Source organism: Levilactobacillus brevis (genome assembly GCA_021383565.1).
GTDB lineage: Bacteria > Bacillota > Bacilli > Lactobacillales > Lactobacillaceae > Levilactobacillus > Levilactobacillus brevis_B.
Window position 1 is genome coordinate 351,425 of sequence record CP079699.1, and the last position, 25,953, is coordinate 377,377.

Here is a 25,953-nt window from a genome sequence, read left to right on the forward strand (position 1 = left end):
TGGTAAGATGAAGCGAACGAAGAAATGGCTGCTCGCGGCACTCGTTGTGGGTGTCGGCCTGGGCAGTATTGGGGGCGTAGGTCATGCGGCGACCACGGATCCTGATGGGTTTATCACCCAATTGAAGAGTCCGGTCGTGTCGGTGGCCAATCAGTACAAGCTCTATCCGTCCGTCATGATGGCGCAGGCGGCCTTAGAGAGTGGCTGGGGGACCAGCACGCTCACCACACAGGCGAACAATTACTTTGGCATTAAGGGTAGCTATAACGGGCAGTCTGTTTCGATGAAGACTGCCGAGTATAATTCGGACGGGCAGTTGTACTATACGACGGCCAACTTTCGGAAATACCCGAGTGCCAAGGCTTCCATGACCGACAACGCGCAACTATTGCGGAATGGGACGGCGTACAATCCAACCATTTATAGCGGTGCTTGGCGCGAGAATGCGGCCACCTACAGTGCGGCGGCCAATTCGCTGACTGGCGTATATGCCACGTCACCGACCTATGGCACGACACTGATTTCATTAATTAAACAATATAATTTAAATACACTCCTGGACGGTGACAGTTCGGGTAGCGCTGCGGATTCGGGCTCCTCTTCGAGTACGACGTCGAAGCCAACGGTAACGTACGCAACGGCCAAGTACTATGGGGCCACGGGAACGCAGACAGGACGGTTGAGTGCCAAGCATACCAGTTATGTGCTGTACAATCACGTGAAGAACACGCGGGCTAACATTACCAAGACCTCGTGGAAGAAGCTCAGCGATTATACGGGACAACCGGTGTACCTCGATATGCGCGCGGTGAAGACCGATCCGAAGTCGGGGAAGAAGACGACCTGGTACCGGATTCGTTTCTCTAGCAAGACCACAGCGAAGAAGTACTGGTTGTACACAGCCGGGGTCACCATGCCGACGGTGAAATACACGAGCGGCACGGCTACCGTCAAGGTCAATAGTAACCTGAAGGGAAACTATTACAATCACGTCTTCAATTCCCCATACTTAGCGAAGTCACAAGGTTCACTTAAGAAATTAACGGCCAAGACCTATACGGCGGATAATCAAGCGGTAAAGACACAGGACGGCTACAAGACCACCTGGTACCGTATCAAAGTTGGGTCTAAGAAGTATTGGATTGCCTCAACGGAAGCTGCGGCTAGTCCTCAGTATGATTACGTGGTATACACGGCGGCTAGCGGGACGAAGAAGTTAGGCAGCAAATTCAACAAGTATCACGTCTACAACCACGTCAAGAAGACCCACTTTGACCAGAAAACGTTGAAGTGGCCGAGTGGGAGTAAGAAGGGGACGAAGGTTACCGTTGATTTGAAGGGCACCAAGACGGCGTACAAGACAACTTGGTATCGGATTCAATTTAGCGGGAACAAGACCAAGTACTGGGTCGACGCCCGGGCTTTGCAGTAAATGAATGCGCGTGAAACTGGCGGCTTGTTGGCGTACGTTTCGACCATCTAGATTTGATACACGAGAGTTTGGGAAGTTATCTCAAACTCTTTTATTTACCCGGAATTACGGCTGGTGGACTAAGAAATCTCTAAGGCCAACGAGAAATTACCCACTAGCCGCCGTTTTTTGGTATAATACACAAGACTGAGCTCGTGGATTCTGAACGAGCCTTACTAGAAAACGTTAATAACTGAGTTAGGAAGTTTAATTCATGGATAATTCATATAAAATTAAGGTCCAAAATGTCACGAAGGAATATGACCTGTACAAGAGTCAATCCGAAAAGCTACGGTCATTCTTTTCCCTGAGTAACACCAAGGTGCCGCATTTCTGGTCACTGATGGGGATTTCACTGGAGGTTAAGTCCGGTGAGACGTTAGGATTGATCGGGGTCAACGGTTCCGGTAAATCAACGTTGTCCAACATTATCTCGGGAATCATTCCCCAAACGACGGGGATTGTTGACGTTCGCGGTGATACCTCCATCATTGCGATTGGTGCTGGACTGCGGGGCAACCTGACCGGCTTGGAAAATATCCGGTTGAAAGCGCTGATGCAGGGACTGACCAATCCAGAGATTGATGCGTTGATGGACGACATCGTGGGTTTTGCCGACATTGGTGATTTCCTCTATCAGCCCGTTAAGAGCTACTCATCAGGGATGAAGTCACGGTTGGGCTTTTCCATCGCCGTTCACGTCAATCCAGACATTCTGATCATCGATGAAGCCCTGTCTGTTGGGGATGATACGTTCTACCAGAAATGTGTGGACAAGATCGCCGAATTCAAGGATGAAGGCAAGACCATCGTCTTCGTCAGTCACTCCTTGAAGCAGATTGAAATTCTGTGTGACCGTGTGGCATGGATTCACTACGGAACGCTGAAGGAACTGGGGGCCACCAAGGAAGTCGTCAAGCACTACCGCGAATTCACCAAGTGGTTCAAGGGTCAAACGAAGAAGGAAAAGAAGCATTTCCAACGTCAAATGAAGGAAAACCAAAAGGCCTTCGACATTGACGCCTACCAGAAGCAGGTCACGGAAGAACGCCAGGCGGCGGAACCCAATGCCACCAACATGGCGGCGCAAGTTAAGAAGGACTTCTATGGTTCGGTCATCAGTGAAAAGATGGGCTGGGGCACACGATTACTCACGTTTGCTGTGGCGATTGTCTTCGTGTTGACGTGTCTGACTAACATTTCGGGGCATTCAGTGGGGGATGTGATTCAACACCCTAGCAACTTAATTCACCCGGAAACGGTGTTACACGATACTAATGAAACGCAGAGCGTTAAATAAAAATTAAAAAACTATGATAAAATGGATAGATTTTTATCATTTTTCATGGTATCTTTAACTTACCATTTATTTACCCCTTTATTTAATTTCCCAATGAATTGAATAGAGGTTTATCTCTCATTTGGTGAAGACTAAATGGCGACGCCACCGGAGACGGTGGTGTTTTTTGTATAAGAGCGTGAAGCAAGCCGTTTAGATTCTGAGCATTAGGGAAATAAGGAGCTTCTGTTCGGCTATGCCGGGCAGGAGTTCCTTATTTGTCTAAGCGGAAGAATCTGGCTTGCGAAACGCGTTTCAGAGGCTGCCAGTCTCCGAAGTTTAATGGCGAGAGCAAGACCAAAGCTCCAAACCCAAATCATCAGCAACGGCCAACCGAGCTGGTGCTTATCGGGGTTAAGCGGAGGGGGCTGCCCGAGGGAACGCGTTTCAGAGGCCGCCAGTTTTCGAAGACTAATGGCGAGAACAAACCTAACGCCTCAAACCAATGTGGCTATGCCGGGCAGGAGTGCCTTCTCAAAACCGCATAAAAAATTATCCAGCCAGTCACTTCACCCCATTTCGGTGAATTTGGCCGGCTTTTTTTGGCGGAGAGGGTTGGTCAATTTTTGAAAACGGGTTATCATTTTAATTGTAATCGGTTACATTTCTAAAAAAACAAACGAGGTGGGATTTTATGGAGATTAACCCGATCAACGTAGCGGTCGTTGGCTGTGGGGTTATCAGTGATATTTACCTCCAGTTACTGCAGAATAAATTCACCATTACCCAGGTAGTAGCCTGCAACGACCGTAACCCCGAGAAGATGCGGGCAACGGCGGCGAAGTATCACATTAAGGCGATGAGTTATGCCAGCATTTTGGCAGACCCGGCGATCGACCTGATTGTGAATCTGACGACGCCCAAGGCTCACTATGAAATTATCAAGCAAGCACTCACGCACGGTAAGCACGTGTTCTCCGAGAAAATGATGGCCGTTGAGTTGGCGGAAGGCCAGGAGTTATGTAGCCTAGCGCAGGCCCATAATCTACGGCTGGGGGTGGCTCCCGATACATTTCTGGGTGGCGGCATTCAGACGGCCCGCTACATCGTGGATCACAGTTTAATTGGTGATCCGCTTTCAGTGGTGGTGTCGCTGAACCGGAATTTTCGGGTGTATGCCGACATCTTTCCCCATATGAATCAGCGAGGTGGAACGTTGCCGTTTGACACGGGCTGTTACTACCTGACGGCGTTGGCCAGCATCTTGGGGCCAGCCAAACAGGTGAGTGCCTTCGGTCGGCGTTACCAGCCGACGCGCGTGGGGCAACGCACTGATAAGCCGTGGTTTGGCGAAGAGACGACGGTGGCGGCTGACAACATCCTGACGGCGATCGTAGCCTATGAAAACGGGGTTTTAGCCACGGTCCATTTCAATTCGGAGAATATTTTAAATGAAGACCCGCAGATGACGCTGTTCGGCTCTGCCGGGACGTTGAAGATGGGGGACCCCAACAACTTCGGCTCCCCCAACTACCTGGTCAAGCAACGCAACGAACCGGTCAAGTTTCCCTTTACCCACGGCTTCTTGGAGAATTCGCGAGGGATCGGGGTCGCCGACATGGCGTGGGCGATTCGGCAGAACCGTCCTCATCGTGCCAGCATGGAGATGGCCTACCACGTCTTTGAGCTGATTCACGGGATGTATCGTAGCGCCGATACGGGTACCATCTATCACTTGCAGTCAACGTTTACGCGCCCCCAACCATTACCGAGTGGCTATTTGGATAATGGTTTCTGGGGACCGACCGAGGAGAGTGCCTTGGCCGTCGAGAAAGGACGATTGAACAATGGAGATTAAGCAGTTAGCACACGCATCATTTAAGGTATCCGATATGGCTGCCGCAGTGGATTTTTATTGCAATGGCTTGGGGTTCACCGATAAATTCGATCTGCCGGACGAGCAGGGACGGCCGTGGATTAAATACTTAGAGATTCGGCCGGGGCAGTTCTTGGAATTGTTCTATGACCACGACGACTCACCCAAGGCCACGCACGGCTACGATCTTAATGGTTACCTGCACTTGAGTCTGGAGGTGCCCGATATCGAGGCCACGAAGCGCGAACTTCAGGCGAAGGGACTGCCGGTCAATAGCGCGGTCAAATTCGGCCCGGATCAGTCTTATCAACTCTGGTCGGCCGATCCGGATGGTAACCAGATTGAGTTCATGCAATATACCCCCGATTCCTTTCAGTTGCACGGCCGTCCCGAAGATTAGGGAGCGATTGGCTAACTAAATGGGCAAAGTTTGGGGCGGAAGATGGGGTTAGCGAAACCGTTTTCTAAAAGTTAAAAATAATTGTTAAATAATTTCTGGCTTTTGTAAACGTTGTGTAAATGCTGCTATAGCGGGCTTCAGCTTATTCAGGGGCCGCGTCGTGAGGGGGAATAATCATCAAAATAGCTAATTATTTTACGAAAAGCATTGACAGCGCTTACAAAGAACGGTATATTATAACTCGTAAGGTATTAATAATTACCTTCTAATCAATTCTCTTTCTCTCTTATGCCGACCACTACCATTCCCTGGTAGTGGTTTTGTTTTTGTCTAAAACCTTGTATAATTAGGAGCGGTGTTGGTGGTTGGCGGAGGCATGAGCTGATTGTCCCCGCCAATGCCGGTAGACTGGAAGTGAAAGGTGAGAATTGATGAAAAGTCATGAAACGTTTACCCTAATCGAAGAGATTACCCGGTTAGATGGGAGCAAGTACATGGAAATCAGTGATATGGTCCAAAATGGGCGGGCCGAACTGGCCGTCGAGCGTGGGCTGATCAAGCAGGTGCGGATTCTACAGTTGAACATTGCCCACACTCCGCACGTTCAAGCCTACGAAGACTACGTGAATGAAAATTATGAAATGCCCGCCGAAGACTTCAAGACTTTTCAGGAATGGGAAAAGCCAGCGGACATGCAAAAAGAAGTGGCCGCCATTCTCCATGAAAATCATATTGGTTAAGCCAAGCCGTCGTTTGTCCGGAAAGTTAAGTTGCCGGTCAAACGTTTTTTTATGGCGTTCCTTTCATTTATCGAACGATAATTGAAAGCACCAGTGCTTTTAATACGGTCTGCTAGGACACGAGGCCCTAAGTCTCCTGGCTATCAGCTAGCGAAGTGTAGTGCTTGTTTCCCGAAAAGAGCCACGTTGTTTCAACTCGTTAATCGCCCGATAAGCCTGCTGCAACGGGCTTCTTGGAGTCTTTATGTTGGAGCTGAATCGTGAAACATGCTACTATGTAATCGGATTCATTAATAAGTAAGTTTTACATATTTTGGGAGGGACTCATTGTGAAAAAGTCTTTGACAGTGTTGAGTGCGTTATTAATGTTGACAAGTGTTGGTGCGGGGATTCCAGCCGTTCAGTTGGGAAGCACACCGACCGCCCAAGCGGCCAAGTTGAATGCGGCTAAGTTGGCTAATGGGAAGTATAGCGTGAAGTACGCGATCTACAAGACCGGGACCACCAAACCTTCTGAAGCAGCCGGTTACTTTAACACTAAGGCAGCGGTGTCCGTAAAGAATAAGAAGGCCACCGTGACGTTGACGGTGACTAAGGCGGGTAATCAGTACATCAAGGCGATGACGCTGGATGGCAAGACGGCGACCGTTACCAAGAAGGCTACGGGGAATACTTACAAATTCAGTAACGTTAACCTGAAGACCAATCATACGCTGGGCTTTTCATTGACGGTGCCGATGAATGGTAAGGAAGTCACCATGAAGCAGGCAGCGACCCTGAAGTTCAAGACCAGCACGTTGGCGGCAACCACCAAGGTTAAGTTGAGCACCAAGAAGGTTAAGCCTAAGGCCAAGAAGGTCACTGGGACCACGACCAAGGGGGCTAAGGTCACCGTTAAACATGGGAGCACAACTTTAGGCAAGACCACGACCAAGAAGAAGGCCTACACGGTTAAGCTGAAGAAGGCCGTTAAGAAGAGCTGGAAGCTTAAGGTGACAGCTACCAAGGCCGGGTACAAGACTGTAACCAAGACCATTACTGTGGCCAAATAAGGACAATTAGCGTGGATAGTGTGTGGAGGCCGGGACGATACAGTTCCGGCCTCTTCACTTCTTCAGGCGTTCGGCTAATCTGGCTTATCGAATGATTAATCAATACTTAGGGGATTTAGGGTGATAAGTTTGTTGGCGTCAGTAGCGTTTGGTAAAATGAAAGCGGGTACAACTATCGTTTAACTGGACGATGGATTAAATGAATTGGGGTGAGTGTGCCATGCGAAAATGGCAATGGTGTTTACATATAGTGAGTGTTCTGGCACTGGCCTGGCTAGCCGTCTTCTGTTTCGGTGGAACGCAACGTGCGGCTGCGGCGACCACGTTAGACGACGGTCTTTACGTCGTACCAGCGAAGATTATCAAAGCGGATAGTTCGGCGACTTCTACGGCCAACCAGTTCTTCGGTGATCAGGCAGCTGTTCGGGTGAAAGACAATCAGGCGACTGTTTTGTTGATTAGTAATGGGGCACAATATATCAAGTCGATGACCATTGATGGTCAATCTGCTAAATTGGTGAAGACGGTCGATGGTCAAGCCATTTATCAGGCAGTGCTGCCGAAATTAACCAGCCCATTGCCGGCAACCTTTAGTCTGACGACGCCAGTGGGCAAGATGCAGGAGTCCGCGCGACTGACGCTGGCATGGGCTAAGGCAGAGAAGGACGGTACCAGTACGGCGACGGCTGATCTCATCAGTCAGGCGACTAAGCTCGCGACGGCGGCTGCCAGTTCCGCCAGCAGTGCGGTGAGTGTGCCGAAAGCCACGAAGACCACAACGTCATCGACGACCAAGAGCACGGCCGCTAAGACGGTGAAGACGACGCCGACCACACAGTATTGGAAGTATCAAGTGCTGAAGGGGGATGCGATGACGCCTTCGGATGCCAACCAATACTACACGCATACGGCCAAGGTGACGCCGACTACGACTGGGTATCGGGTCACGTTGACGGTGAGTTACGCCAAATCGTTGAAGCTCGGCGCTAAGGCCGTGGTGCCCAAGACCATCGATGGGGCCGCTGTACCTGCCAGTCACGTGACGTACGGCCAGACCAGCAAGAACTATACGATGACGTACTGGTTTACGATTCAACAGACCAGTGAGTTAACGGCTAAGCTGATTCCGGGACAGATTCACGTCACGGTGCCGATGATGAACATCAGCGAAACGTTCCCGATTCGCTTCCGGTTTGCGGCCAGTGGATCGACCACGGCAGCAACGGCCGCGGCGGTAGCGGCCCTGCCGAAGACGACCAATAAGCAGACGGCCGCCGATCAGGGCAACCGGGAATCGACCGCCACGCCGCAAGCGGCGAAACGGACCTTGCCCGCAACCGGTGAAACAGCGACTCACGGTACCGCTTGGGGCCTGCTGGGGCTGGTTGTTAGCGGTGGTATTTTAGTCGGGGAGGCGAAGCGACATGCACAGGATTAAGCAGTGGGGGCTTGCGCTCGCACTGTTCCTGGGACTCCTTAGCCTGGGAACCATTGCGGCCCATGCCCAGAGCATCGACTACGCCGCCTTAAAATACGGGACGCACCAGACGTCGATGGCCAGCGGTTACTTCGTTCACCCGGCGACCGTGCGCGTCCAAAATCACGCGTACGTGGTCACGATGGACTTGAAGACGGCCAAGAAGCTGACGAGCTGGCCGGTGAAGGTTCTGGCTGTGGATGGTCGGGCGCCGGAGAACGTGCGCAAGGTGAAGGATAGTGCGGGCAATTCGCACGTGTACTATAGTTTTACCACGACCAATCTGAAACGTAATATTAACGCGCGATTGGCGATTGACGTACCAGACGTATACAAGGCCAAGCATAAGATTACCTTTCGCTTTAAGACCGGTAATTTACCCGCACTGAACGCGGCGTCCCGGTCCACGCAGACCACGACAGCAAAAACGACCACGCAGAAGCCGGTGACGGCAACGGAGAAGCCAGCGCGGCAGTCCGCCGCCAGTTCATCATCGGCTAGCCAACGGGCGGCTAGTTCGGCAACCGCCCAGTCCAAGGCCACCCGTTCGTCTGCGAGTCAAGCCACTAGCAGTCGTCAAGCCACGTCTTCGTCCACGCAACCGACCGAATCGGCTAAGGTAGCCGATCAAGTGCCACACCAGAAGACCCATTGGGGTGGCCTGATTGGTGGCATTGTTGCCATCGTCGTTCTGGTCGGTGGCGGTAGTTGGTGGTATTTCGGCAGACATTAGGAGGTCTGGCAGATGCGGAATCCAAGAAAAATTGGGCTGTGGTCGTTGGCCGTTTTGCTCGTCATTGGCATCATCGGTGGCGGCCTGGCGTGGCAACATCACCAGCAAAGACAGCGACAGCCGCGGATCGTGGCGACGACCTATGCGGTGGTCCAGATTGCGGATAGGCTCAACCTGCCGCTAGTCGGCATTCCAACGACGGCCAATGAAATTCCCCAACGGTACCGCGATGTAATCAAGGTGGGGAGCCCGATGAATCCGAGTGTGGAGAAGATTACGGCGCTCAAGCCCACGGCGGTCTACTCGGTAACGACACTGAGCGATCAGTTTGGCAAAGCCTTTAAGGCTCAGCACGTGACGCCACACTTTTTGAATCTGACCAGTGTTGCCCATTTGGAAACGACACTGACGCAACTGGGCAAACGGTATGATCGGCGGTCCGCGGCGGCCAAACAGGTACGTAAGATTCAAGCCGCGAAACAAACGGCGCGTAAACGGGCACAGAAACGACCGGCGCCTCGGGTCTTGGTCATCATGGGGCTTCCGGGTGCCAGCTACATGGTCGCCACCAATCGTTCCTACGTTGGTGACTTGGTGCGGTTAGCTGGCGGTCAAAACGTCTTTACCAGCAAGACCCAGGAGTACATGCAGCCAAATGACGAAGCTATTCAAAAGGCCAATCCCCAGGTCATCTTGCGTCTGGAACATGCGATGCCGAAGATGGTGACGAGCCAATTCAATCAGGAATTCAAGGATAATCACATGTGGGCCACGACGGACGCCGTGAAGCATCACCGAGTCTATGATTTACAGGAACCCGTTTTCGATGCGACAGCGAACATGCGGGTCACCACGGCCCTAGATCAGGTCAGTCACTGGCTCTATCCGGCAAAGGGGGTTGGCGCATGACCAAACACGCAGGCTGGTGGTATGGCGGCGTGCTCGTCCTGCTGATTCTGACGATGGGCGTTGCCGTGATGGCTGGGACCACCTGGATTGGCCCGCAACGGCTCTTGGCGGCTCTCGGTCAATCCAATAGTCGTGACTTCGTTACCGTCTTCAATCTGCGCCTGCCACGGATCATCAGTAGTCTGATCTGTGGGGGGAGTTTGGCGGTCGCCGGAGCGTTGTTTCAGGCCGTCTTCCGCAATCCGATTGCCGATCCCAGCATCCTGGGGATTAGTTCCGCGGCGGATTTCTTCAAATTAGGTGGCGCACTACTTCTGCCGTGGTTGCCCGGCCGCAACTGGCTATTGGGCCTGATCGGGGGACTCGTGGCGCTATGGATTCTGACCCGGGGTAAGGCGTTACGCGATCCGTATCGTCTCATTATCATTGGGGTGGCACTGGATGCCACGTTCGTCGGGCTAGCACGATTGGCTAGCAGTGGGCAGACGACGCAGGTGATGGCCAGCACGTTTAACGCGGTCACTTGGGCCGACACGCTGGGCCTTCTGGTTCTGGGCCTCTGTGGGCTACTGGTGGCACTGTTACTGGCGCCCTGGGCCAATTACCTGAAGCTGGCGGATACGGCCCTACAGACCATTGGGGTGCCCGTCAGCATGATTCGGTGGAGCTTGCTGTTGCTCGGGACTTATCTGGCGGTCAGTGTCACGGCCATCGTTGGGGCAATTCCGTTCGTGGGTATTGTGATTCCTAATTTGGCCCGACGTTGCGTCGGCCACGATTACCAGACACTCTTGCCATTTTCAATGCTGGCCGGTGCGTGGTTGATGTTGGCGGCCGATACCTTGGGCCGCACCGTCATTGTGCCGAGTGAGATCTCGGCGGCCACCATGATGGCCGTGATTGGCGGACCGTTTGTCATCATTCTCTTACAACGGGGGCGAGGTTTTCATGGAATTACAACAGGTTAGTTACCAGTACCCCGCGCAAACGGCTGGTGTCACGGCACTGACGGGCAACTTTCCGGCTGGTCGGGTAACGACGATCATCGGGCCCAACGGTGCGGGCAAGTCCACGGTGCTCAAGCTGCTGTCGCGACAACTGACGGCACAGCGGGGCACCATCTTGCTGGACCAGCAACCGTTAACGCAATATGCGTCCAAACAACTGGCGCAACGGATTGCAGTGGTCAGTCAACGGCACGAACTGTATGATGACATGACGGTTGCCGCGGTGGTTAAGATGGGGCGATTGCCGTATCATGGGTTGTTGGCCACGGTGCTGGACGATGAGGTGGCAACGTATTTGGCCCAGACCCAGCTGACGGATTTAGCCGCCGAACACCTGCAGAATTTATCCGGTGGGCAGCAGCAACGCGTGTGGTTAGCCATGGCCTTGGCGCAGGAGCCCCAAGTCCTGTTGCTCGATGAACCGACGACGTATTTAGACGTACACTATCAACAGGCGTTGATGGTCCAACTACGCCAATTGGCGGCGACCGGGCTGACCGTGATTCAGGTGCTCCATGACATCAATCAGGCCTTTGCGGTCAGTGATTGGCTGTGGCTCCTACAGGCCGGACGACTGGTGGCTACGGGGACGCCCGCGCAGCTGCGTGACGCAGATCTGTTGGCGCGGACATTTCAGACGCCGATTGAGATTGTGGATGTGCCGCGGTTGGGACCGTATATTGTGCAGGTGCCGGAAGCGGCCGAGTGAGCGCAAAAAATAGCCGCTACTTATACCAATGTAAAAATGGCTGATTTTGTTGCACGTTTCAGCCGGTCTTAAGTAAATGTTAGAGATTGACCGTCTGAAGATTAGGGACAATACAAATAGCCCGTAAAACCGAGGAAGTGGTTTTACGGGCTATTTTAGTGTGTGGGCTTGGAGGCTTTCGAGGCATACGACCCAATTTTCTCTAGCTGAAACATGCGGAACCAGACAACTCCCTGCGCTTAACCCCAATAAGCTAAAAATCCAAACCCGGGATTTTCACCTTATTGACGTTGATGCTCAGGATCTAAGCGCCTGATTCCGCACTCTTTTTCCTTACTCTACCTCATTCTTAATCTCGTTGATTCGTTTAAACAAAATCCCATCCCGCAACCCTGCGTTGGAGAAGGTGATCTGTTGTGAATCCAATAGCCGCATCAGCAGTGTGACCGGGATTAGACCGCCAATGATGATGTCGGCCCGGTCCTTGGATAAGCCGGGGACCTTCTTACGGCCGGCGAGATCCAAGCCTAACAGTTGAATCAGCGTGGCGTAGACGTCTTCAGCCGAAAGCTTGTAGCCGTGGACATCCTCGAAGTTGAGGAAGTTCTTTTTACGCCGGTTAATCTTGGCCAGCGTCCGGTTGGCGCCGCCCAAGCCGATAATCGGTAGGTTCGTCGCCTCGCGCAGCCACCACACGTCGTTAAAGACGTTGTTGACGAAGGTCATCGCGGCGAACAGGGAATCCGCCTTGACCACGTCACTTTCCAGATAGCTCTGTGACAGGGTCACCGAGCCCAATGGAATCGAGACGACTTGTTTCATTTGCCGGTTCTGAACCAGAATCAGTTCGGATGAGGCGCCGCCGGTATCGACCAGCAGGCCGTTTACGACGGGTAAGGTGTTAATTACCCCGAGATAGTCATAGCGCGCCTCCGTGGCACCAGAGATGACGTTGAAGGACAGGCCAATCTTATCCTTGACTTGTTTCAAAAATTGCTTTTGGTTGCTAGCCTGACGGACGGCCGCCGTAGCGACGGCTTGAATGTCAGGTTTATCCAGTTGACTATAAATCTTTTTAAATTCACCGAGTGCGGTGAGGGTTCGAGCGATCGATTCCGGTTGGAGAACTTGTTCTTCACCCATGTTTTCCGATAGCCGGACGTAGCGTTTTACTTGTTCGATGGTCTTGTGGTTGCCAGCACCATCGATTTCACTGATGGTCATACGCACTGAGTTTGAACCTAAGTCGATAACGACTAAGTTTTCCATTACTGAGGACTCCGATCAATGGGGGATTTTGGTTGATTCTTAGGACTAAGCATTGGTTTGAATTGTCGTGGTGCGTTGGCCGCCTTCAAGTGGTCCTCGTCGCCACGATGGCTTTTGTTCAAGGCCTCTTGCATGAAGACGGATTGAGCGTTCAACGGATCCAAGCCGCGTCGATCGACCCGAGTAAAGGTCCGATCGGCGAGAAGCACCCGTGTCTTGACGTTATCATGCCAGAGCGTGGCGAAAATGTCAAAGACCCGTTGCCGCAAGTTTGCCTGCAGAATTGGGAAGAGCAGTTCCACCCGTCGATTCAGATTCCGCGTCATGAGGTCGGCGCTGGATAGGTAGATCAGGGGGTCGCCGTTGTTGGCGAAGCCGTAGATCCGACTGTGTTCCAGGTAACGGCCCACGATGGAGTGTACTTCGATATTTTCACTAATCTCGGGGATGCCCACGTTGAGGCAGCAGATACCCCGGACCAACAACTTGATGTGCACGCCGGCATGGGAGGCCTCATAGAGCTTGGCGATCATGTCGGAATCGGACAGGGAGTTCATCTTCATCTCGATCCACGCCGGTTGACCGGCCTTGGCGTTGGTGATTTCCTGGTCAATCTTGCTGACGATGAATTCGCGAATACCGTCCGGTGACATGTGTAGTTGATGGAAGTAGGGTGGTTCCGAGTAGCCTGACAACATGTTAAAGATGTTGGAGGCGTCAATCCCCATGTCCGTGTTGGTGGTCATTAAGCCCAGGTCGGTGTAGAAGTGGGCCGTGACGTCGTTGTAGTTCCCGGTTCCCATGTGCATGTAACGCCGAATGCCGTCGGGTTCCCGCCGGACAATCAGGGTCAACTTACAGTGGGTCTTCAGGCCAATCAGTCCATAGATAACGTGACAGCCCATCTTTTCTAGCTGTTGGGCCCAGTGCACGTTGTTTTCCTCATCGAACCGCGCCTTGACTTCTACCAGTACCGTGACCTGCTTACCGTTTTGGGCAGCGGAGCCAAGGTACTTGATGATTGGTGAGTTCGCGGAGACCCGGTACAACGTCATCTTGATGGCCAACACTTCATCGTCGTAGGCCGCTTGCCGGATGAGTTCGGTGACGGCCGAGAAGGAGTCGAACGGGTGATGAACCAGAACGTCATTGTGCCGAATCGTCTTGAAAATGTCGTCGTCAGCCGTAACGCCCGGCGTTTGTGCCGGTGTAAATGGCGGATAGAGTTGGTCGTCGTGATTGCTGATTTGCTTGGTCCATTTGCTCAGGAAGGTCAGGTCGATGGGGCCACCAATACTGTAAACGGCGTAGTCGGCAATCTTGATCGAGTGTGCCAGACGCTTCTCCAGTGAATCGGAAATGCCGGCTTCGACTTCCATCCGGACGGCCCCCCCGTGTTCTCGGCGTTTCAGTTGTTGTTCCACTTCCTTCAACAGGTCGGAGGTGTCCTCTTCGGCCACGTCCAAGTCCATGTCCCGGATGACCCGGTAGTTCGCGGCTTCCTTGACTTCGTAACCGATGAACAGGTTACCGATGAAGGCCTTGATGATGTCTTCCAACAGGATAAAGTCATTCTCGGCCCCCGGTAACCGTACCGTCCGCGGGAAGATGTCCGGCACTTGCACGGTGGCAAAACGTTTGTCCTTCTTATTGCCGTCCTTGAAGAGCCGCAGGGCGATGTTCAGGGTGTTATTCCCGATAAATGGAAATGGCCGTGAGCTGTCAACCGCCATGGGCGTCAGGGCCGGTGAAATTTCGTCATTGAAATACTTCTGAATGAACCGGAATTGTTGTGAAGACAGCTCCTTAACTAACTTGAGGTGAACGTTCAGATTGGCTAACAGGGGAATCAACATACGATTTAAAGTGGAATACTGCTTGACCACCTGATCGTGTGCCTTGGCGTTAACCGCCAGGAGTTGATCCTCGGCCGTCATACCCGAAGCGTCGGGCTTAGGATAGTTGACGGCAGCCAGCTTGGATAGCGAGGCCACCCGCACCATGAAGAACTCGTCCACGTTACTTTGAGTGATGCCGAGGAACCGCACGCGCTCTAACAAAGGATTGGCCTTATCGCGGGCCTCTTCCAGGACGCGGTCGTTGAAGTCTAACCAGCTTAATTCCCGGTTGGTATAGTACTTAGGGTTCTTATAATCCACTGTCATTTGTGTAACCTCCTTTGTTTAAACACGGGTTGCAGGCCGAAGACGTCCGTGAAGAACTGAGCCTTGTAGTTAAATGCCCAACGAATCAACGATAAGTCGTCATCGCTAAAGGCGGTGATGATGACCTTGTTGGTGCGGACGGAAACGGAAATCCGTTGAATCGTCTGCTGGTGAGCGTCATCGAGGGCGTCGGCGAGACGGAGAATGGCGGCTAACTTGGCGACCGTCAACCGTTTCTCGGCCGTTAGTTGCTGGAAATGCGTGATGTCCTCGGCCGGCGTGCGGGTACTGTGGTAGCGCGACACGGCCGCAATGATTTGCGTTTCTTCGGCGGACAACCCCAGCATCTCGGATTGTTTCAGCACGTAGTCCGAATGGAGATAGTGTTCATGCGTATCAATGAAGCCACCGATGTCGTGGACGATCGCGGCGATCTGAAGTAATAAGCGGTCGCGCGGCGTCAAACGGTGGAGCGTCTTCAGCTGATCAAATAGGTGGAGCGCAAAGTGCCGGACCAGTTCCATGTGATGTGGCTCGACGCGAAACCGGCGAGCCAAGTCATCGGCAGAGGCCAGAATCTGGTTTTCAAAGTGATACTTGTGGTTACCGGCCGCAATCTCTTCGTTGGTGGTTAACCCGTCCAAGACGTTGAGGTTGACCAGATAGAGCTTGTCGGCGTGAACCACGGTGAGCAGTTTCTGAATCAAGAGCACTTCGGGCAACACCAGCTCAACGTTTTCTTCCGTCAAATGCAGCCGTTCCATGAGGTACTGGTCGGACGCGCCAATGACTTCCCGGCTGAACTCGTTGAATTGCTTCAACGGTAATGTGTAACTCACTGCATCCTTAGGAATGAAGTAATTGTTAAGTGGTGCGGCGCCAATCAGAATCACCTGGTTACTGGTCGTTTGGAGTTGTTCAGGCAGGAAACGGTAGAAGTCATCGACCTTACTGTTAATGTAGTCGTCCAGTACGTCGACTGGATTCGGGGCCGTGGCCCGCAGACTCTGTAACACTTCCTTAATCCGTACGGGCCCCAGCTTCATGTTGTGTGACGCCACCAGATTATCGTGGGCGAAGAACGAGAGCGTGGCACTCCCCGAGTTCAGGCCGATAATGGCCGCGTGTTTTTTTACGAGCCGGTGGTAGTCGGCAAACTTCAAGGCGATGGCTTCGTTACGGACGAAGGACTCTTCCCCCAAGGAGAGCCATTTGATGCTCAGACCGGTACGCACGAAGATTTGGTCACGAATGAACTCCGCGTTGGGTGCCGTGGACAAGGCCTGTGACCCCCAGACTTGGTAGTTCGTCACGCCATAATCTTTGATTACTTGCAGAAATCCACGCAAGGCTTCGGCCGCCTCGGCGACGGTTTCAAAATCAATTTCTTCATGGTTGTAAATATTTTCCCCAATGGCGACGGTCGATTTGACCCGCTCGGTCTGAGCGCCGGTTTTTAGGTTCACGATTGATAGTTCCATACTGGAAACATTAATGAGCATTGCGCCAAAATAATTATCAGCCATAAACGTCATCTACTTTCTATAAAATATTTCGTTAGCGGTGCAATCAAACAATTGGTATTGCGAGGGACTAGTGGCTGATAATCAACCAATTACTGGTTAAAATCCACGTCATTCCGTAAAGACCTGGTTGTCCATGATGACTTTGTCCAAATGCTTTTCGGTACGTTGATTCTTCGGGGGCAGGGTCATGTAGTCCCCGTACATCCCCGTCAGAATGCTAGCATACATTCTAGGCACCTGAACCGTCAGATGCTCGAACGGCATCGGCGTTAAGTCGGAAACCTCCGCAACGGTAAAAACTTCTTTGTTATAGGCGTATTGCGACGCGAGATTCTTGACCTGCAGCAAGCTGGTATCCGCCTGATAGGTAGTCATCAACGCTTGTCGCTCGGCCTTTAATGCCTTGACATCGCCTAGTTGTTCGGCGGACAAGGGACTCTGTAATTTCCGCAGTGGATTGTCGACCAAGTGATAGCGGAGTTGGAAGAGAATCCGCGTGTTGAGCAATTGAAACTTAGTCATCTGTTCACGCTGGAGACTGGTATCCAACGGAATGCGGTCGAGGGGAAAGATATCAATGAAGATACCCTTCCGTGCGGCATTCACGTTGTTTTTCTCTTCAATGTAAGTATTCCGGTCGAGTAGCTTGGCGTAGCTCAGACCATAATTTTCATCGCTAGCCGGTGTCTGCAGGAAGTAGTGGGTGTTGGCCAGGTAGGCGGGGGCTGCCGCTAATAAGCGATCATAGTCCGCACGCAACAGGCCAACGTCCACGTCGTCATCCCAGGGAATAAATCCTTGATGACGAATCGTACCTAGAAGGGAGCCCCCCATCATCAAGTAGGGCAGATGAAGATCGGTACATAGGGTGATGAACTGTTCAAGATTGCCCAGTTCCACCTGGTGAATACGGTCGATTAAACGCGTCATAGAAGGTTCCTTTCCAATCATAAATTTTGAGCTAAAGGGTGACACAATCACGCCAATCGGTACCGGTGTCGGCTGCTTGTGTCGTCACGGGACCGACGATTAGGTTAAGTCATAGTGACTGGTGTGGACGACCTGTCCGTGTGTATCCTTGAACGTGACCGTCACCGGATCGGTATTCTTGGGTTCAAAGGTGGCCAGACCATTTACCGACTTCCCAGCCTTCACGGGCATGACGGTGTGGTTTAACAGGTTGTTGTCCTTGGTCTGACTAGTGGTGAAGGCCAGGTTACCCGTAGTCAGCGACTTGCCATTTTGCGTGGCGCTGACGGCACTTTCCCACAGGTCGCTTGGTACAATGGACTTACTTTGCTGGTTAGTTACGGTATAATAGATAACGAATAAATTGCGGTTCGCGGTCGCACTCCCCGTGACCTCGGTGCCAGTGAGTTTGTAAGTCACGTGGTCAATCGTGAACTGCTGATTGGCAAACGTGGCCGTCTTAGCTTGAGACAAGCTGCTACTCGACTGGCTCGAACGGCTAACCTTTTTGGTGGCCTGCGACGCATGATGGCTACTGCTAGCCGGTTGGGCCTTCTGGTTCGAAGCACCACAGCCGGTTAGCAACAACAGCAGGCCTAAAACGGTTCCAATTTTTAGTGATTGATGCATAGTTTCCCCTCCAAATGCTACCCTTTTATTTTAGCATAGGTTGGTCCAGACCACCTGCTAATTTGAATGAAAAAAACTGGTATTTGCTGGGCTTAAATGCTAATATAAAAATCGTATTTTGAGAAATGTAGGTGGGTAATTATGGCTGAACAGGAGCAGTCTTTATTGGACGCTTTTATTGACGTCTACATGAGTTCACTCAAGTATTTGGATGAATTTGTTTCGGAACCAGCAAGAGCGTTTCATCTGTCGTTCGAACAATATCTGATCTTAAGAGAGATTACGCGCAATCAGAACGTGACGTTGATGGATATTGCCAGTAAACGGCAGGTCACGCGCAGTGCGATTTCGCGGCAGATTAAGGTGTTATTGAAGCAAGGCTACTTGCGGCAACAACCGGATGAAAATGACCGGCGGCGGTTGTACTTAATCGCAACCGATGCGGGGACTCACGCGGAACGGGTGATTCGCCAACGCATCAACCAACGCTTTCAAGGGTGGGTTGATGTCTATGGCAATGACCGGGCCCACGAAATTTTGAAATTCATTCAAGACTTTAGTCAGGTTACCCGCATGAAGAAGTAGTGCAATGGCTACTGAGAGCCCCTGCCTTTCGTTGTGGGGGATAAAAGGAGATTGAAGTCAATGAGCAAAAAGCGCATGAGTGACGAAGAGGCCAAGCGCTGGCGCAAGATTGTCTTCATGGATGATGACCACACTGACAAGCGGTCGCCGCGATCCACGCGATCTTACGTTTATGGTGAAGGTACCGAACACAAGACCTGGTGGCATCGACTAAAGGGACGGTTGAACCGGCGCTAATTGAATTAAAGGAAGGACCACACTACCGCACGTCACGTCGGGGAGTGTGGTCCTTTTGAGTTTAACGTGTGATTGCTGGCGCAGGCGAAAAGTCCGTCACTTGTTGGACAGTAACGTTGGCGCTACCGCCGAGAAGTTTCGCGACGGGGCAACGCCGTTCAGCCAAATCAATCATGGCAGCTGCTGTGTCGTGATCGACGCCAGGGACCTTCACTTCGGCGGTCAAATAAAATTGAAAGCCATGGGTGTCCCGTGCCATTTCAACAATCGTGTGGACTTGCGAGGTGTGGGGAAGGCCCCGGCGTTCCTCGATGGCTTCCAGCGTGGCATTGAGACAAGTGCTCAACGCCAGGCCAATGAACTGTTCCGGATTAGCGCCGGGCTGGTCATTGAGCGGATGACTGGTTAAAACATCTAAGCCACCGGATACGTACGAGTGACTTTCCAGACCGCCATCGTTGGCGGCAACGGTTCGGTAGAGTGGTGGAAATTTTTCGCGGTTAATCGCCACGAGTAGCACCTTCTTTCATGAGATTGACTAACTTAAGATTACGCCGTTTTTAGGGAAAAGACAATTGAAATGCAGTGGTTTGGAAGGGCTTTCTAAAGAGGTAAACCACTGACCGTTAATATATTAAAATGTTCCACAAAGATAAGAACTGACGGGGCGACAACCGGTTGCACAAGAAAACTATACCAATTTTAGAAAATGGCGCATAGGGATTGACCGTTAACCCCCGGTTAGTTTGGTGAAACCCCTAATTAACGGGGACTGTTAAAGGGGCGATGTTATGTAAAAGTTTTGTAATAAATTGGAATTAGGGGTAGACCGATTGCACAGAAATGCTATAATGGGAACAACAGGTAGTAGAACACTGGCACAAGATTTGGGGGATGCCATATGTTAACAGAAGAACTGTTGGATGAACGTAGGAAGTTTCAGATGATGACGTGGCGGGCACAGAAACACGGCGCGCAAGTGATCGAGCAGGATGTGATGCAACAATTCACGGCGACAATCGCACAACAAGAGGCAATTGTGGCAGCGGCTAATCGGCGAGAGACGGTGCCAGTTAGTTAGTACACCGGGGATATCGTGGCTAAATTGAGGCAAAAATAACGGTTTAGGCGTGGGCCTATGCTACGCTATGCGCAATAGATTGGGGGCAACATAATGAAGCATCCAGCAATGTATTATGTCTACTATACGTTAGGATGGTTATTTGTTGGCGTAATGGCGGACGTTATCTTTCATCTGATTCGGTTGTGGTTAATCACCAGTCATTTCTGAATAAGCTAAAAAGCGATCTGCCATGGGGGCGACCGCTTTTTCTTTCACTAAATTATGGGGCTTGGGGGTGACTGGCCATAAAAAAAGCTAGTTACGAATGGACGCAACCAGCAGAATAGAAGTATGTGTACGGCTTCAACGGTGTTAATAATGGCTAAATGTCTAATTAACTCCTCCAACGATTGAAGACCCGCGGCAGGCTCTCACCTGAATATGTAAATTCATTATAACCTGCCAACTAACTTCTGTAAACCATATTTTTAAAGATTCGGTTAAACTAATAAAACTAGTAAAACGAGTAACGTCACGAGTGACGGCATTCCTTGCAGCCAAAAAATTTCCTTTTTCGCGGTGAGACTGCCAAAAATGGCCACGATGACGATGAAAATCAATAGAATGGCGGTGGCAATCAGACTGGCGCGACCGGTCAACACCCATTGCAGGGCAATCAGGCTAACACCCAACATTCCGTTGTAGATGCCTTGATTGGCCAGTGCCGTCTTGGCTTCCGGCTGTTGAACGAAGCGCAGTGACATCCCAAAGGCCTTGGCCTGAGTTGCGTCACTGCCCCAGATTTCGAGGCCCATAATGGCCAGATGTTCGAGGGCGACCAGATAGATAAGTATATTTAGAATGATTTGCATTAGTAATTCCTTCTTTCTAAGCGGACAAGGTGGTAAACTAATAGTGTCCAGGGGTCATCGGTTAAACATAAATTTGTTGAGACTTTAAGCTAATTTTTAGTTTGGCGTGTAGAATAATAATTAAGCAATATGTGCCAGGGGAGCTCATCTGTTTTGGAGTGGCATGAATCGTGATGTATCAACCTTTATGGCAAATTTGAATGGAGGAATTATTTATGAGACTCCTAGACTTAAGCGGCCAACAATTCGGCAGACTGACGGTTATTCGGCGAGACGGCACGGCCAAGAACGGTAACGCGACTTGGTTGTGTAAATGCAGTTGTGGTAATTTAGTGACGGTCGATAGTTATCGGCTCCGTCACGGCATTACGGTCAGCTGTGGGTGCTACCGCCGCGACATCAGTAAGGCCCGGCTGACGAAGGATCCCCGGACGCGTAAACAAATTGGGAACGCCACGAATTTACCGTTAGTCAATGGTTCTAACGTTGCAGCCCTGACCAAGATTAGCTCCCGCAATATTTCCGGGGTTATCGGTGTTAGCTTCGATAAGCGCTCGGGCAAGTGGGCGGCACGTCTATTCTACCATGGTCGTTACGTTTTGAATCAAAATTTTAGCGACTTTAACGATGCGGTCGCGGCTCGGCGTCAAGCGGAGCAACAGTTAAACCAACGAGAGAATTTTAAAGTTGAAGAATCCGCTGAAGGCTAATCAGCGAATTTACCAGTAAGCATAGAAGCCAAGCAGCCGGTCCAACTAGGGGCCGGCTTTTTTGGCCTTCGGGGTGAGAATGATTGACGGCGTACGGCTAAATTGGGTATGCTGGTGCTAGTTGAGAAGACGAGAGGAAGATTAACATGGAATATCGTGAAGAAGCGGATACCTTGGGGACAGTGCGGGTACCGGCGACGGCTCTGTGGGGTGCGCAAACGGAACGGAGTCGGCATAATTTTACGACGGGGCCGCTCATGCCACTGCCGCTGATTCGGGCACTATTACAAATTAAGCGGGCCGCCGCAACCGCCAATCGGGATCTGGGAGAATTGCGTGAGGAGAAGGCCGAGTTGATTAGCCGTGCGGCTACAGACCTGTTGGCCTTGCCGGATGATCAGTTGCGTCCGGATTTCCCGTTGCACGTTTACCAGACGGGATCGGGGACGCAGACCAATATGAATGTTAATGAGGTTATCGCCCACCAGACGGCCAAGTACGACCCAACCAATGGCGTGCTGCCCAACGATGATGTCAATCATGGTCAGAGCTCTAACGATGTCTTTCCCACGGCCATGGCCATTACGGCGCGGGTGGCGGTGCGCCAACTGGAGGATGCCGTGCAACATCTGATGGACGAACTGGCAGTCAAGCAGGCGGCCTATCAGGATGTGGTCAAGATTGGTCGGACCCATTTACAGGATGCGACGCCCTTGACGTTTGGCCAGGAGGTCAGTGGTTGGGTTAGCATGCTGGACCATGATTGGGATTACTTAAAGTCCCTGGACGATTCGCTGTTAGAGCTACCGATCGGCGGGACGGCCGTGGGCACGGGGCTTAACGCCGCCCCGGGCTTCGCCTCGTTGGTGGCTGAGCAGCTCAGTCAGGCCTACAACCAACCGTTTACGGCCAAGACCAATAAGTTCTTCGGATTGGCGGCGCATTCCGGACTCAACGTGGTGCACGGTGGTCTGAAGACACTGGCCAGCGATCTGTTGAAGATTGCCAATGACGTACGGTTCCTAGCCAGTGGTCCCCGGGCTGGTTATCACGAACTGAACATTCCGGCCAACGAACCGGGGTCGTCGATCATGCCCGGCAAGGTCAACCCGACCCAGGCGGAGGCACTAACGATGGCTGCTACCCGGGTGATGGGCAATGATGTGACGATTACAGTGGCGGCCTCGCAGGGGAATTTTGAAATGAACGTCTATAAGCCGGTGATTATTGAAACTTTTCTGGAATCGGCGACGTTGTTGACGGGGACAGTAACTGGATTTGCGGACAAGCTCGTGCATGGTTTGACGGTCAACACGCAACGGATGGCGGACTTGGTCGACCAATCGCTCATGACCGTTACCGCGTTGTCGCCGTATATTGGCTACCACGCGAGTGCCGAGATTGCCCAGTTGGCGGAGCGTGAGGGGTTAACCTTACGTGCAGCGGCCGTCAAGTCCGGTAAGGTTACGGCCGATCAGTTTGACCAGTGGGTGGACCCCTTGGCGATGACCGGGGTTAAACAACCGCGGAATTAGCGGGTCTGGTCGCCTTGTCGTTCGCGAAATCTGTTGTTCATCACGACTCGTTCAAACCGTCGTTTCGCTGGTGGTTATCGTTTTGCTGGGAATCACTATTTTCCAGCCACGTTTTCGGTCAACGACCAAATCTGGCGAACGTCAAGGTGGCCAGCTGCGGTGATAGTGAAAGCGAACAGTTTATAACTGTTAAGCAATAGCTCAATAGCCATAGTCATCAAAAAATACATGATGACTGCGGTTTTTGCGTGCACTGAGCTGCGAACAGGAATTAGATGGCAAAATGATTAAATTAGCTTGACTTTTCTCTAATTAAATATTAATGTTAACCACAATCGTATAACCCAAATACTAGAGCGACAAGCTTTTTAGTGGGTGATGCGTAAATTTAAGGAGCGAATGTCTATGCCAGAAGAAACTACCGATACGCTACAAACCGCGATCGATCAGGCCTTACAAGCCGATCGGCCCCGATTAGCGAAGTATTTAAGTATTGAAACGGTTGCGGCCAAACACCTCGGGATTGCCGAAACGGTCAGTGTGATTGAACAAGCCTTTCAAGATTTGGGTGCGGTGGTGACGGTCTGGCGGGACATTCCAGGAAGCAATCCCTTTGTCTTTGCGACGTTACCCGCGGGTCCCAACGGAAATGCGGATAAAACCTTGTTGTTCTACAACCATTACGACGTCCAGCCGGCAGAACCTCTGGAAGAGTGGGACAGTGAACCCTTCCAGCTCACGGAAAAGGACGGTCGGTACGTGGCCCGGGGAGTGTCGGACGATAAGGGTGAGCTGATGGTTCGGTTGTCTGCGGTCAAGGCGTTGCAGCAGACTGGCGGCTTGCCATGTAATCTGAAGTTCGTTGTGGAAGGCGAGGAGGAGATTGGGAGTCCCCACATCCAGCCGATGACCGAGAAGCATGCCGCGGATCTAGCGGCCGATGCCATTATTTGGGAAACGGGCGGCAAGGATGCCGATGAGAATTTTCAGGTGACCTGTGGGGTCAAGGGGATCGTCAGCTTCAATGTGACGACGAAATCGGCCGAGAGTGACCTGCACTCCTCACTGGCAACCTTCGTGGACAATGCTGTATGGCGGCTGGTCCAGGGTCTCGCGACACTGCGAGGACCGAAAGGCGAAGTGCTGGTGGACGGTCTAAATGATGGCGTAAAACCCTTGACACCGACGGAGCAGGCGGCGATCGATGCGCTGCCCTTTAACGAAGCGGCGACGCGGCAAAACTTTGGTTTGAAATTACCGTTGCTTTCGGATAAGCCCGCCGAAGCGCTCGTGAACCGGCCATCCATTACGATTAACGGCATCTCCGGGGGCTATGAGGGGGATGGCCTGAAGACCGTCTTACCAAAGGAAGCCCGCGCCCAGCTAGATTGCCGACTGGTTCCCGGTCAGGATCCGCGTCACGTGGCCGAACTGGTTCAGCAACAGTTGGACCGCAATGGCTTTGCCGATCTGCACGTGAGCTACAATCAGGGGGAGCCGGCCTTTCGTTCCGATCTGACGGATGACTTCGTTCGAACGGCGGTGGCTACGGCCCATGAGGTCTATGGCGACGCAGTGAAATTGGTGCCGAACGCCGGTGGCAGTGGGCCCCAAGCCCCATTTGCTCAGGCGGTGGGTGCCCCCATCGTGTCGGTTGGCTCGACGTGGGCCGGTTCCGGGGCCCATGCGCCGAATGAAAACGTCCGGGTCAAGGATTATGCGCAGGCCACGCGGTACACGGCGCGGGTTTTACAGAACTTTGGCCAAAACTAACAATTAATCACTAAAAAAACTCGCGTTATCAGTTTGCCGGAGACGGTCGAAACGGATAACGCGAGTTTGCTATAAGTTGGATTTAGTTAACCACGATGTAGTAGCTAGCTGGCCAGTAAGTTTGGCTGAAGACGCCAATCCCATCGGATTCGTTTTGGGCGGCAACGTACTTGCCATTCCCCAGGGAAATCCCGTCATGGTAAGGCGCGCTGTCGGAACCCCAGAAGAGGATAGCGCCAGCGGGGGCGTTGACCACGTCATAGTGGTGGGTGCCCAGATTGGTTTGTTGGTAAGTCGTCCGGGCGCTCAGGCCAAAGGCGTATTGAACCAAGCCGGAGCAGTCAAAGCCACTGAGAGAACTGCCACCGTAAACGTAAGGAACGCCACTGTTCGCAACCGCAAGGGCCTTAGCGACGGCGCTGTTGGAACTCGCGGCCGTTGTGTTGGTCGTCGTTGAAGTAGCCGTATTGGTGGCGGTTGTTTGGCCAGTCGTGTTGGTGTGTTGGTAACTGGTGTTTTGCGCAGCAGCCGAACCAGTCGAGCTGGTGTTGGTCGTTGTCGTGGTTGCTGGTGCTTGGCTGACCTGCGTGGTTTGAGCGGTGTTGGCGCCGCTAGTCGTGGTCATGTGAGCCGAAGCCGTCGTGGTGACGGTAAAGAGTAGTGCAGCGGCACCCAGAGTCGTCAATAAAACTTTAGTTGTTGTGGTATTGATAAATGTCACTCGCAATCTTCTAAGTATTTGGTAGCCAATTAGCTGACTACAAAATTAAGTATAACGAAGAAAAATTGCGGGGGCGTATCAGTCAAGTGACAAACGAATGCCGGTTAGATGACAGGATATGTCAGCTAAGACAAACGATTGGGCGGATAACTAGCTGATAGGTTTAGTTGCTCGGCAGGTGAAATACAACTGTGGTAACTGGCCGCCTGACCGTTCGTCAAGTCTGGGCTGGAACGCTGGGAAGG

25 protein-coding genes are annotated in these 25,953 nt (G+C 52.0%); 17 read left to right on the forward strand and 8 right to left on the reverse strand.

All coding sequences use genetic code 11. The annotated features are described in order from the left end of the window. Window positions 1-7 precede the first annotated feature (7 nt). The 11 genes from KB236_01655 to KB236_01705 all read left to right on the forward strand — a co-directional run bounded on the left by KB236_01655 (window position 8) and on the right by KB236_01705 (window position 11,653). Entirely contained in the window at window positions 8-1,432 is a 1,425-nt protein-coding gene (locus KB236_01655; GenBank protein ID UIF29490.1) for a glucosaminidase domain-containing protein, read from the forward strand. 253 nt (window positions 1,433-1,685) lie between these two features. Next, window positions 1,686-2,771 carry an ABC transporter ATP-binding protein gene (locus tag KB236_01660; GenBank protein UIF29491.1) on the forward strand — a complete coding sequence of 362 codons (1,086 nt, stop codon included), beginning with the start codon at window positions 1,686-1,688 and terminating at the stop codon, window positions 2,769-2,771. 673 nt (window positions 2,772-3,444) lie between these two features. Continuing rightward, a complete protein-coding gene (locus KB236_01665) occupies window positions 3,445-4,608 on the forward strand; it encodes a Gfo/Idh/MocA family oxidoreductase (GenBank protein ID UIF29492.1) in 1,164 nt (387 codons plus the stop codon). Continuing rightward, on the forward strand, window positions 4,598-5,026 hold the full coding sequence (locus KB236_01670; GenBank protein ID UIF29493.1) for a VOC family protein: 429 nt from the start codon (window positions 4,598-4,600) through the stop codon (window positions 5,024-5,026). Before KB236_01665 ends, KB236_01670 begins: the two co-directional genes overlap by 11 nt. Window positions 5,027-5,457: 431 nt before the next feature. Next, a complete protein-coding gene (locus tag KB236_01675; GenBank protein UIF29494.1) occupies window positions 5,458-5,766 on the forward strand; it encodes a hypothetical protein in 309 nt (102 codons plus the stop codon). 329 nt (window positions 5,767-6,095) lie between these two features. After that, a complete protein-coding gene (locus tag KB236_01680) occupies window positions 6,096-6,818 on the forward strand; it encodes an NEAT domain-containing protein (GenBank protein UIF29495.1) in 723 nt (240 codons plus the stop codon). Between the two features lie 220 nt (window positions 6,819-7,038). After that, window positions 7,039-8,256: an NEAT domain-containing protein gene (locus KB236_01685; protein UIF29496.1), complete on the forward strand. Its 1,218-nt coding sequence runs from the start codon at window positions 7,039-7,041 to the stop codon at window positions 8,254-8,256. After that, window positions 8,243-9,028, forward strand: coding sequence for an NEAT domain-containing protein (locus tag KB236_01690; GenBank protein UIF29497.1), 786 nt, complete (start codon window positions 8,243-8,245; stop codon window positions 9,026-9,028). Before KB236_01685 ends, KB236_01690 begins: the two co-directional genes overlap by 14 nt. 12 nt (window positions 9,029-9,040) lie before the next feature. After that, complete coding sequence (isdE, locus tag KB236_01695) at window positions 9,041-9,937, forward strand: heme ABC transporter substrate-binding protein IsdE (GenBank protein ID UIF29498.1); 897 nt, start codon at window positions 9,041-9,043, stop codon at window positions 9,935-9,937. Next, window positions 9,934-10,905: an iron ABC transporter permease gene (locus tag KB236_01700; GenBank protein ID UIF29499.1), complete on the forward strand. Its 972-nt coding sequence runs from the start codon at window positions 9,934-9,936 to the stop codon at window positions 10,903-10,905. The genes isdE and KB236_01700 overlap by 4 nt, the downstream gene beginning before the upstream one ends. Beyond that, entirely contained in the window at window positions 10,886-11,653 is a 768-nt protein-coding gene (locus tag KB236_01705) for an ABC transporter ATP-binding protein (protein UIF29500.1), read from the forward strand. Before KB236_01700 ends, KB236_01705 begins: the two co-directional genes overlap by 20 nt. A gap of 333 nt (window positions 11,654-11,986) precedes the next feature. Here the strand turns inward: KB236_01705 and KB236_01710 are convergent, their stop codons facing one another. The 5 genes from KB236_01710 to KB236_01730 all read right to left on the reverse strand — a co-directional run bounded on the left by KB236_01710 (window position 11,987) and on the right by KB236_01730 (window position 18,212). Then, window positions 11,987-12,922: a Ppx/GppA family phosphatase gene (locus KB236_01710; protein ID UIF29501.1), complete on the reverse strand. Its 936-nt coding sequence runs from the start codon at window positions 12,920-12,922 to the stop codon at window positions 11,987-11,989. Continuing rightward, on the reverse strand, window positions 12,922-15,087 hold the full coding sequence (locus KB236_01715; protein UIF29502.1) for an RNA degradosome polyphosphate kinase: 2,166 nt from the start codon (window positions 15,085-15,087) through the stop codon (window positions 12,922-12,924). The genes KB236_01710 and KB236_01715 overlap by 1 nt, the downstream gene beginning before the upstream one ends. Beyond that, the gene (locus KB236_01720; protein UIF29503.1) at window positions 15,084-16,622 is read right to left on the reverse strand and encodes an HD domain-containing protein; all 1,539 of its coding nucleotides are present in this window, start codon (window positions 16,620-16,622) and stop codon (window positions 15,084-15,086) included. The genes KB236_01715 and KB236_01720 overlap by 4 nt, the downstream gene beginning before the upstream one ends. 99 nt (window positions 16,623-16,721) lie before the next feature. Next, window positions 16,722-17,543, reverse strand: coding sequence for a LicD family protein (locus KB236_01725; protein UIF29504.1), 822 nt, complete (start codon window positions 17,541-17,543; stop codon window positions 16,722-16,724). A 99-nt stretch (window positions 17,544-17,642) separates the two neighbouring features. Further along, window positions 17,643-18,212, reverse strand: a complete 570-nt coding sequence (locus KB236_01730; protein UIF29505.1) for a DUF5067 domain-containing protein — start codon at window positions 18,210-18,212, stop codon at window positions 17,643-17,645. Between the two features lie 141 nt (window positions 18,213-18,353). On the opposite strand from KB236_01730, the gene KB236_01735 reads away from it, so the two are divergent. After that, a complete protein-coding gene (locus KB236_01735) occupies window positions 18,354-18,797 on the forward strand; it encodes a MarR family transcriptional regulator (GenBank protein ID UIF29506.1) in 444 nt (147 codons plus the stop codon). 60 nt (window positions 18,798-18,857) lie between these two features. After that, the gene (locus KB236_01740; protein ID UIF29507.1) at window positions 18,858-19,034 is read left to right on the forward strand and encodes a hypothetical protein; all 177 of its coding nucleotides are present in this window, start codon (window positions 18,858-18,860) and stop codon (window positions 19,032-19,034) included. Window positions 19,035-19,095: 61 nt separating this feature from the next. Here KB236_01740 and KB236_01745 read toward each other — a convergent pair whose 3' ends face one another. Further along, window positions 19,096-19,539, reverse strand: a complete 444-nt coding sequence (locus KB236_01745; protein ID UIF30262.1) for an OsmC family protein — start codon at window positions 19,537-19,539, stop codon at window positions 19,096-19,098. A 396-nt stretch (window positions 19,540-19,935) separates the two neighbouring features. Here KB236_01745 and KB236_01750 point away from each other — a divergent pair, with 396 nt between their 5' ends. Further along, complete coding sequence (locus KB236_01750; protein ID UIF29508.1) at window positions 19,936-20,115, forward strand: hypothetical protein; 180 nt, start codon at window positions 19,936-19,938, stop codon at window positions 20,113-20,115. A gap of 482 nt (window positions 20,116-20,597) precedes the next feature. Here the strand turns inward: KB236_01750 and KB236_01755 are convergent, their stop codons facing one another. Then, a complete protein-coding gene (locus KB236_01755; GenBank protein ID UIF29509.1) occupies window positions 20,598-20,969 on the reverse strand; it encodes a DUF1304 domain-containing protein in 372 nt (123 codons plus the stop codon). Window positions 20,970-21,184: 215 nt separating this feature from the next. Between KB236_01755 and KB236_01760 the strand changes: the two genes are divergently transcribed. The 3 genes from KB236_01760 (at window position 21,185) to KB236_01770 (ending at window position 24,987) form a co-directional block, all read left to right on the forward strand. After that, entirely contained in the window at window positions 21,185-21,679 is a 495-nt protein-coding gene (locus KB236_01760; GenBank protein UIF29510.1) for an alcohol dehydrogenase, read from the forward strand. 146 nt (window positions 21,680-21,825) lie between these two features. Next, window positions 21,826-23,214, forward strand: coding sequence for a class II fumarate hydratase (locus tag KB236_01765; protein ID UIF29511.1), 1,389 nt, complete (start codon window positions 21,826-21,828; stop codon window positions 23,212-23,214). Window positions 23,215-23,619: 405 nt separating this feature from the next. Beyond that, window positions 23,620-24,987, forward strand: coding sequence for a M20/M25/M40 family metallo-hydrolase (locus tag KB236_01770; protein ID UIF29512.1), 1,368 nt, complete (start codon window positions 23,620-23,622; stop codon window positions 24,985-24,987). Window positions 24,988-25,069: 82 nt separating this feature from the next. Here the strand turns inward: KB236_01770 and KB236_01775 are convergent, their stop codons facing one another. Next, on the reverse strand, window positions 25,070-25,612 hold the full coding sequence (locus KB236_01775) for a C40 family peptidase (GenBank protein ID UIF30263.1): 543 nt from the start codon (window positions 25,610-25,612) through the stop codon (window positions 25,070-25,072). Between the last annotated feature and the right edge of the window lie 341 nt (window positions 25,613-25,953).

Bases quoted from the DNA above. Each gene is read 5' to 3' on its own strand.
- KB236_01655 (UIF29490.1), top strand. From the start codon at position 8: ATGAAGCGAACGAAGAAATGGCTGCTCGCGGCACTCGTTGTGGGTGTC.
- KB236_01660 (UIF29491.1), top strand. From the start codon at position 1,686: ATGGATAATTCATATAAAATTAAGGTCCAAAATGTCACGAAGGAATAT.
- KB236_01665 (UIF29492.1), top strand. From the start codon at position 3,445: ATGGAGATTAACCCGATCAACGTAGCGGTCGTTGGCTGTGGGGTTATC.
- KB236_01670 (UIF29493.1), top strand. From the start codon at position 4,598: ATGGAGATTAAGCAGTTAGCACACGCATCATTTAAGGTATCCGATATG.
- KB236_01675 (UIF29494.1), top strand. From the start codon at position 5,458: ATGAAAAGTCATGAAACGTTTACCCTAATCGAAGAGATTACCCGGTTA.
- KB236_01685 (UIF29496.1), top strand. From the start codon at position 7,039: ATGCGAAAATGGCAATGGTGTTTACATATAGTGAGTGTTCTGGCACTG.
- KB236_01690 (UIF29497.1), top strand. From the start codon at position 8,243: ATGCACAGGATTAAGCAGTGGGGGCTTGCGCTCGCACTGTTCCTGGGA.
- isdE (UIF29498.1), top strand. From the start codon at position 9,041: ATGCGGAATCCAAGAAAAATTGGGCTGTGGTCGTTGGCCGTTTTGCTC.
- KB236_01700 (UIF29499.1), top strand. From the start codon at position 9,934: ATGACCAAACACGCAGGCTGGTGGTATGGCGGCGTGCTCGTCCTGCTG.
- KB236_01705 (UIF29500.1), top strand. From the start codon at position 10,886: ATGGAATTACAACAGGTTAGTTACCAGTACCCCGCGCAAACGGCTGGT.
- KB236_01710 (UIF29501.1), bottom strand. From the start codon at position 12,922: ATGGAAAACTTAGTCGTTATCGACTTAGGTTCAAACTCAGTGCGTATG.
- KB236_01715 (UIF29502.1), bottom strand. From the start codon at position 15,087: ATGACAGTGGATTATAAGAACCCTAAGTACTATACCAACCGGGAATTA.
- KB236_01720 (UIF29503.1), bottom strand. From the start codon at position 16,622: ATGACGTTTATGGCTGATAATTATTTTGGCGCAATGCTCATTAATGTT.
- KB236_01725 (UIF29504.1), bottom strand. From the start codon at position 17,543: ATGACGCGTTTAATCGACCGTATTCACCAGGTGGAACTGGGCAATCTT.
- KB236_01730 (UIF29505.1), bottom strand. From the start codon at position 18,212: ATGCATCAATCACTAAAAATTGGAACCGTTTTAGGCCTGCTGTTGTTG.
- KB236_01735 (UIF29506.1), top strand. From the start codon at position 18,354: ATGGCTGAACAGGAGCAGTCTTTATTGGACGCTTTTATTGACGTCTAC.
- KB236_01740 (UIF29507.1), top strand. From the start codon at position 18,858: ATGAGCAAAAAGCGCATGAGTGACGAAGAGGCCAAGCGCTGGCGCAAG.
- KB236_01750 (UIF29508.1), top strand. From the start codon at position 19,936: ATGTTAACAGAAGAACTGTTGGATGAACGTAGGAAGTTTCAGATGATG.
- KB236_01755 (UIF29509.1), bottom strand. From the start codon at position 20,969: ATGCAAATCATTCTAAATATACTTATCTATCTGGTCGCCCTCGAACAT.
- KB236_01760 (UIF29510.1), top strand. From the start codon at position 21,185: ATGAGACTCCTAGACTTAAGCGGCCAACAATTCGGCAGACTGACGGTT.
- KB236_01765 (UIF29511.1), top strand. From the start codon at position 21,826: ATGGAATATCGTGAAGAAGCGGATACCTTGGGGACAGTGCGGGTACCG.
- KB236_01770 (UIF29512.1), top strand. From the start codon at position 23,620: ATGCCAGAAGAAACTACCGATACGCTACAAACCGCGATCGATCAGGCC.
- KB236_01775 (UIF30263.1), bottom strand. From the start codon at position 25,612: ATGACCACGACTAGCGGCGCCAACACCGCTCAAACCACGCAGGTCAGC.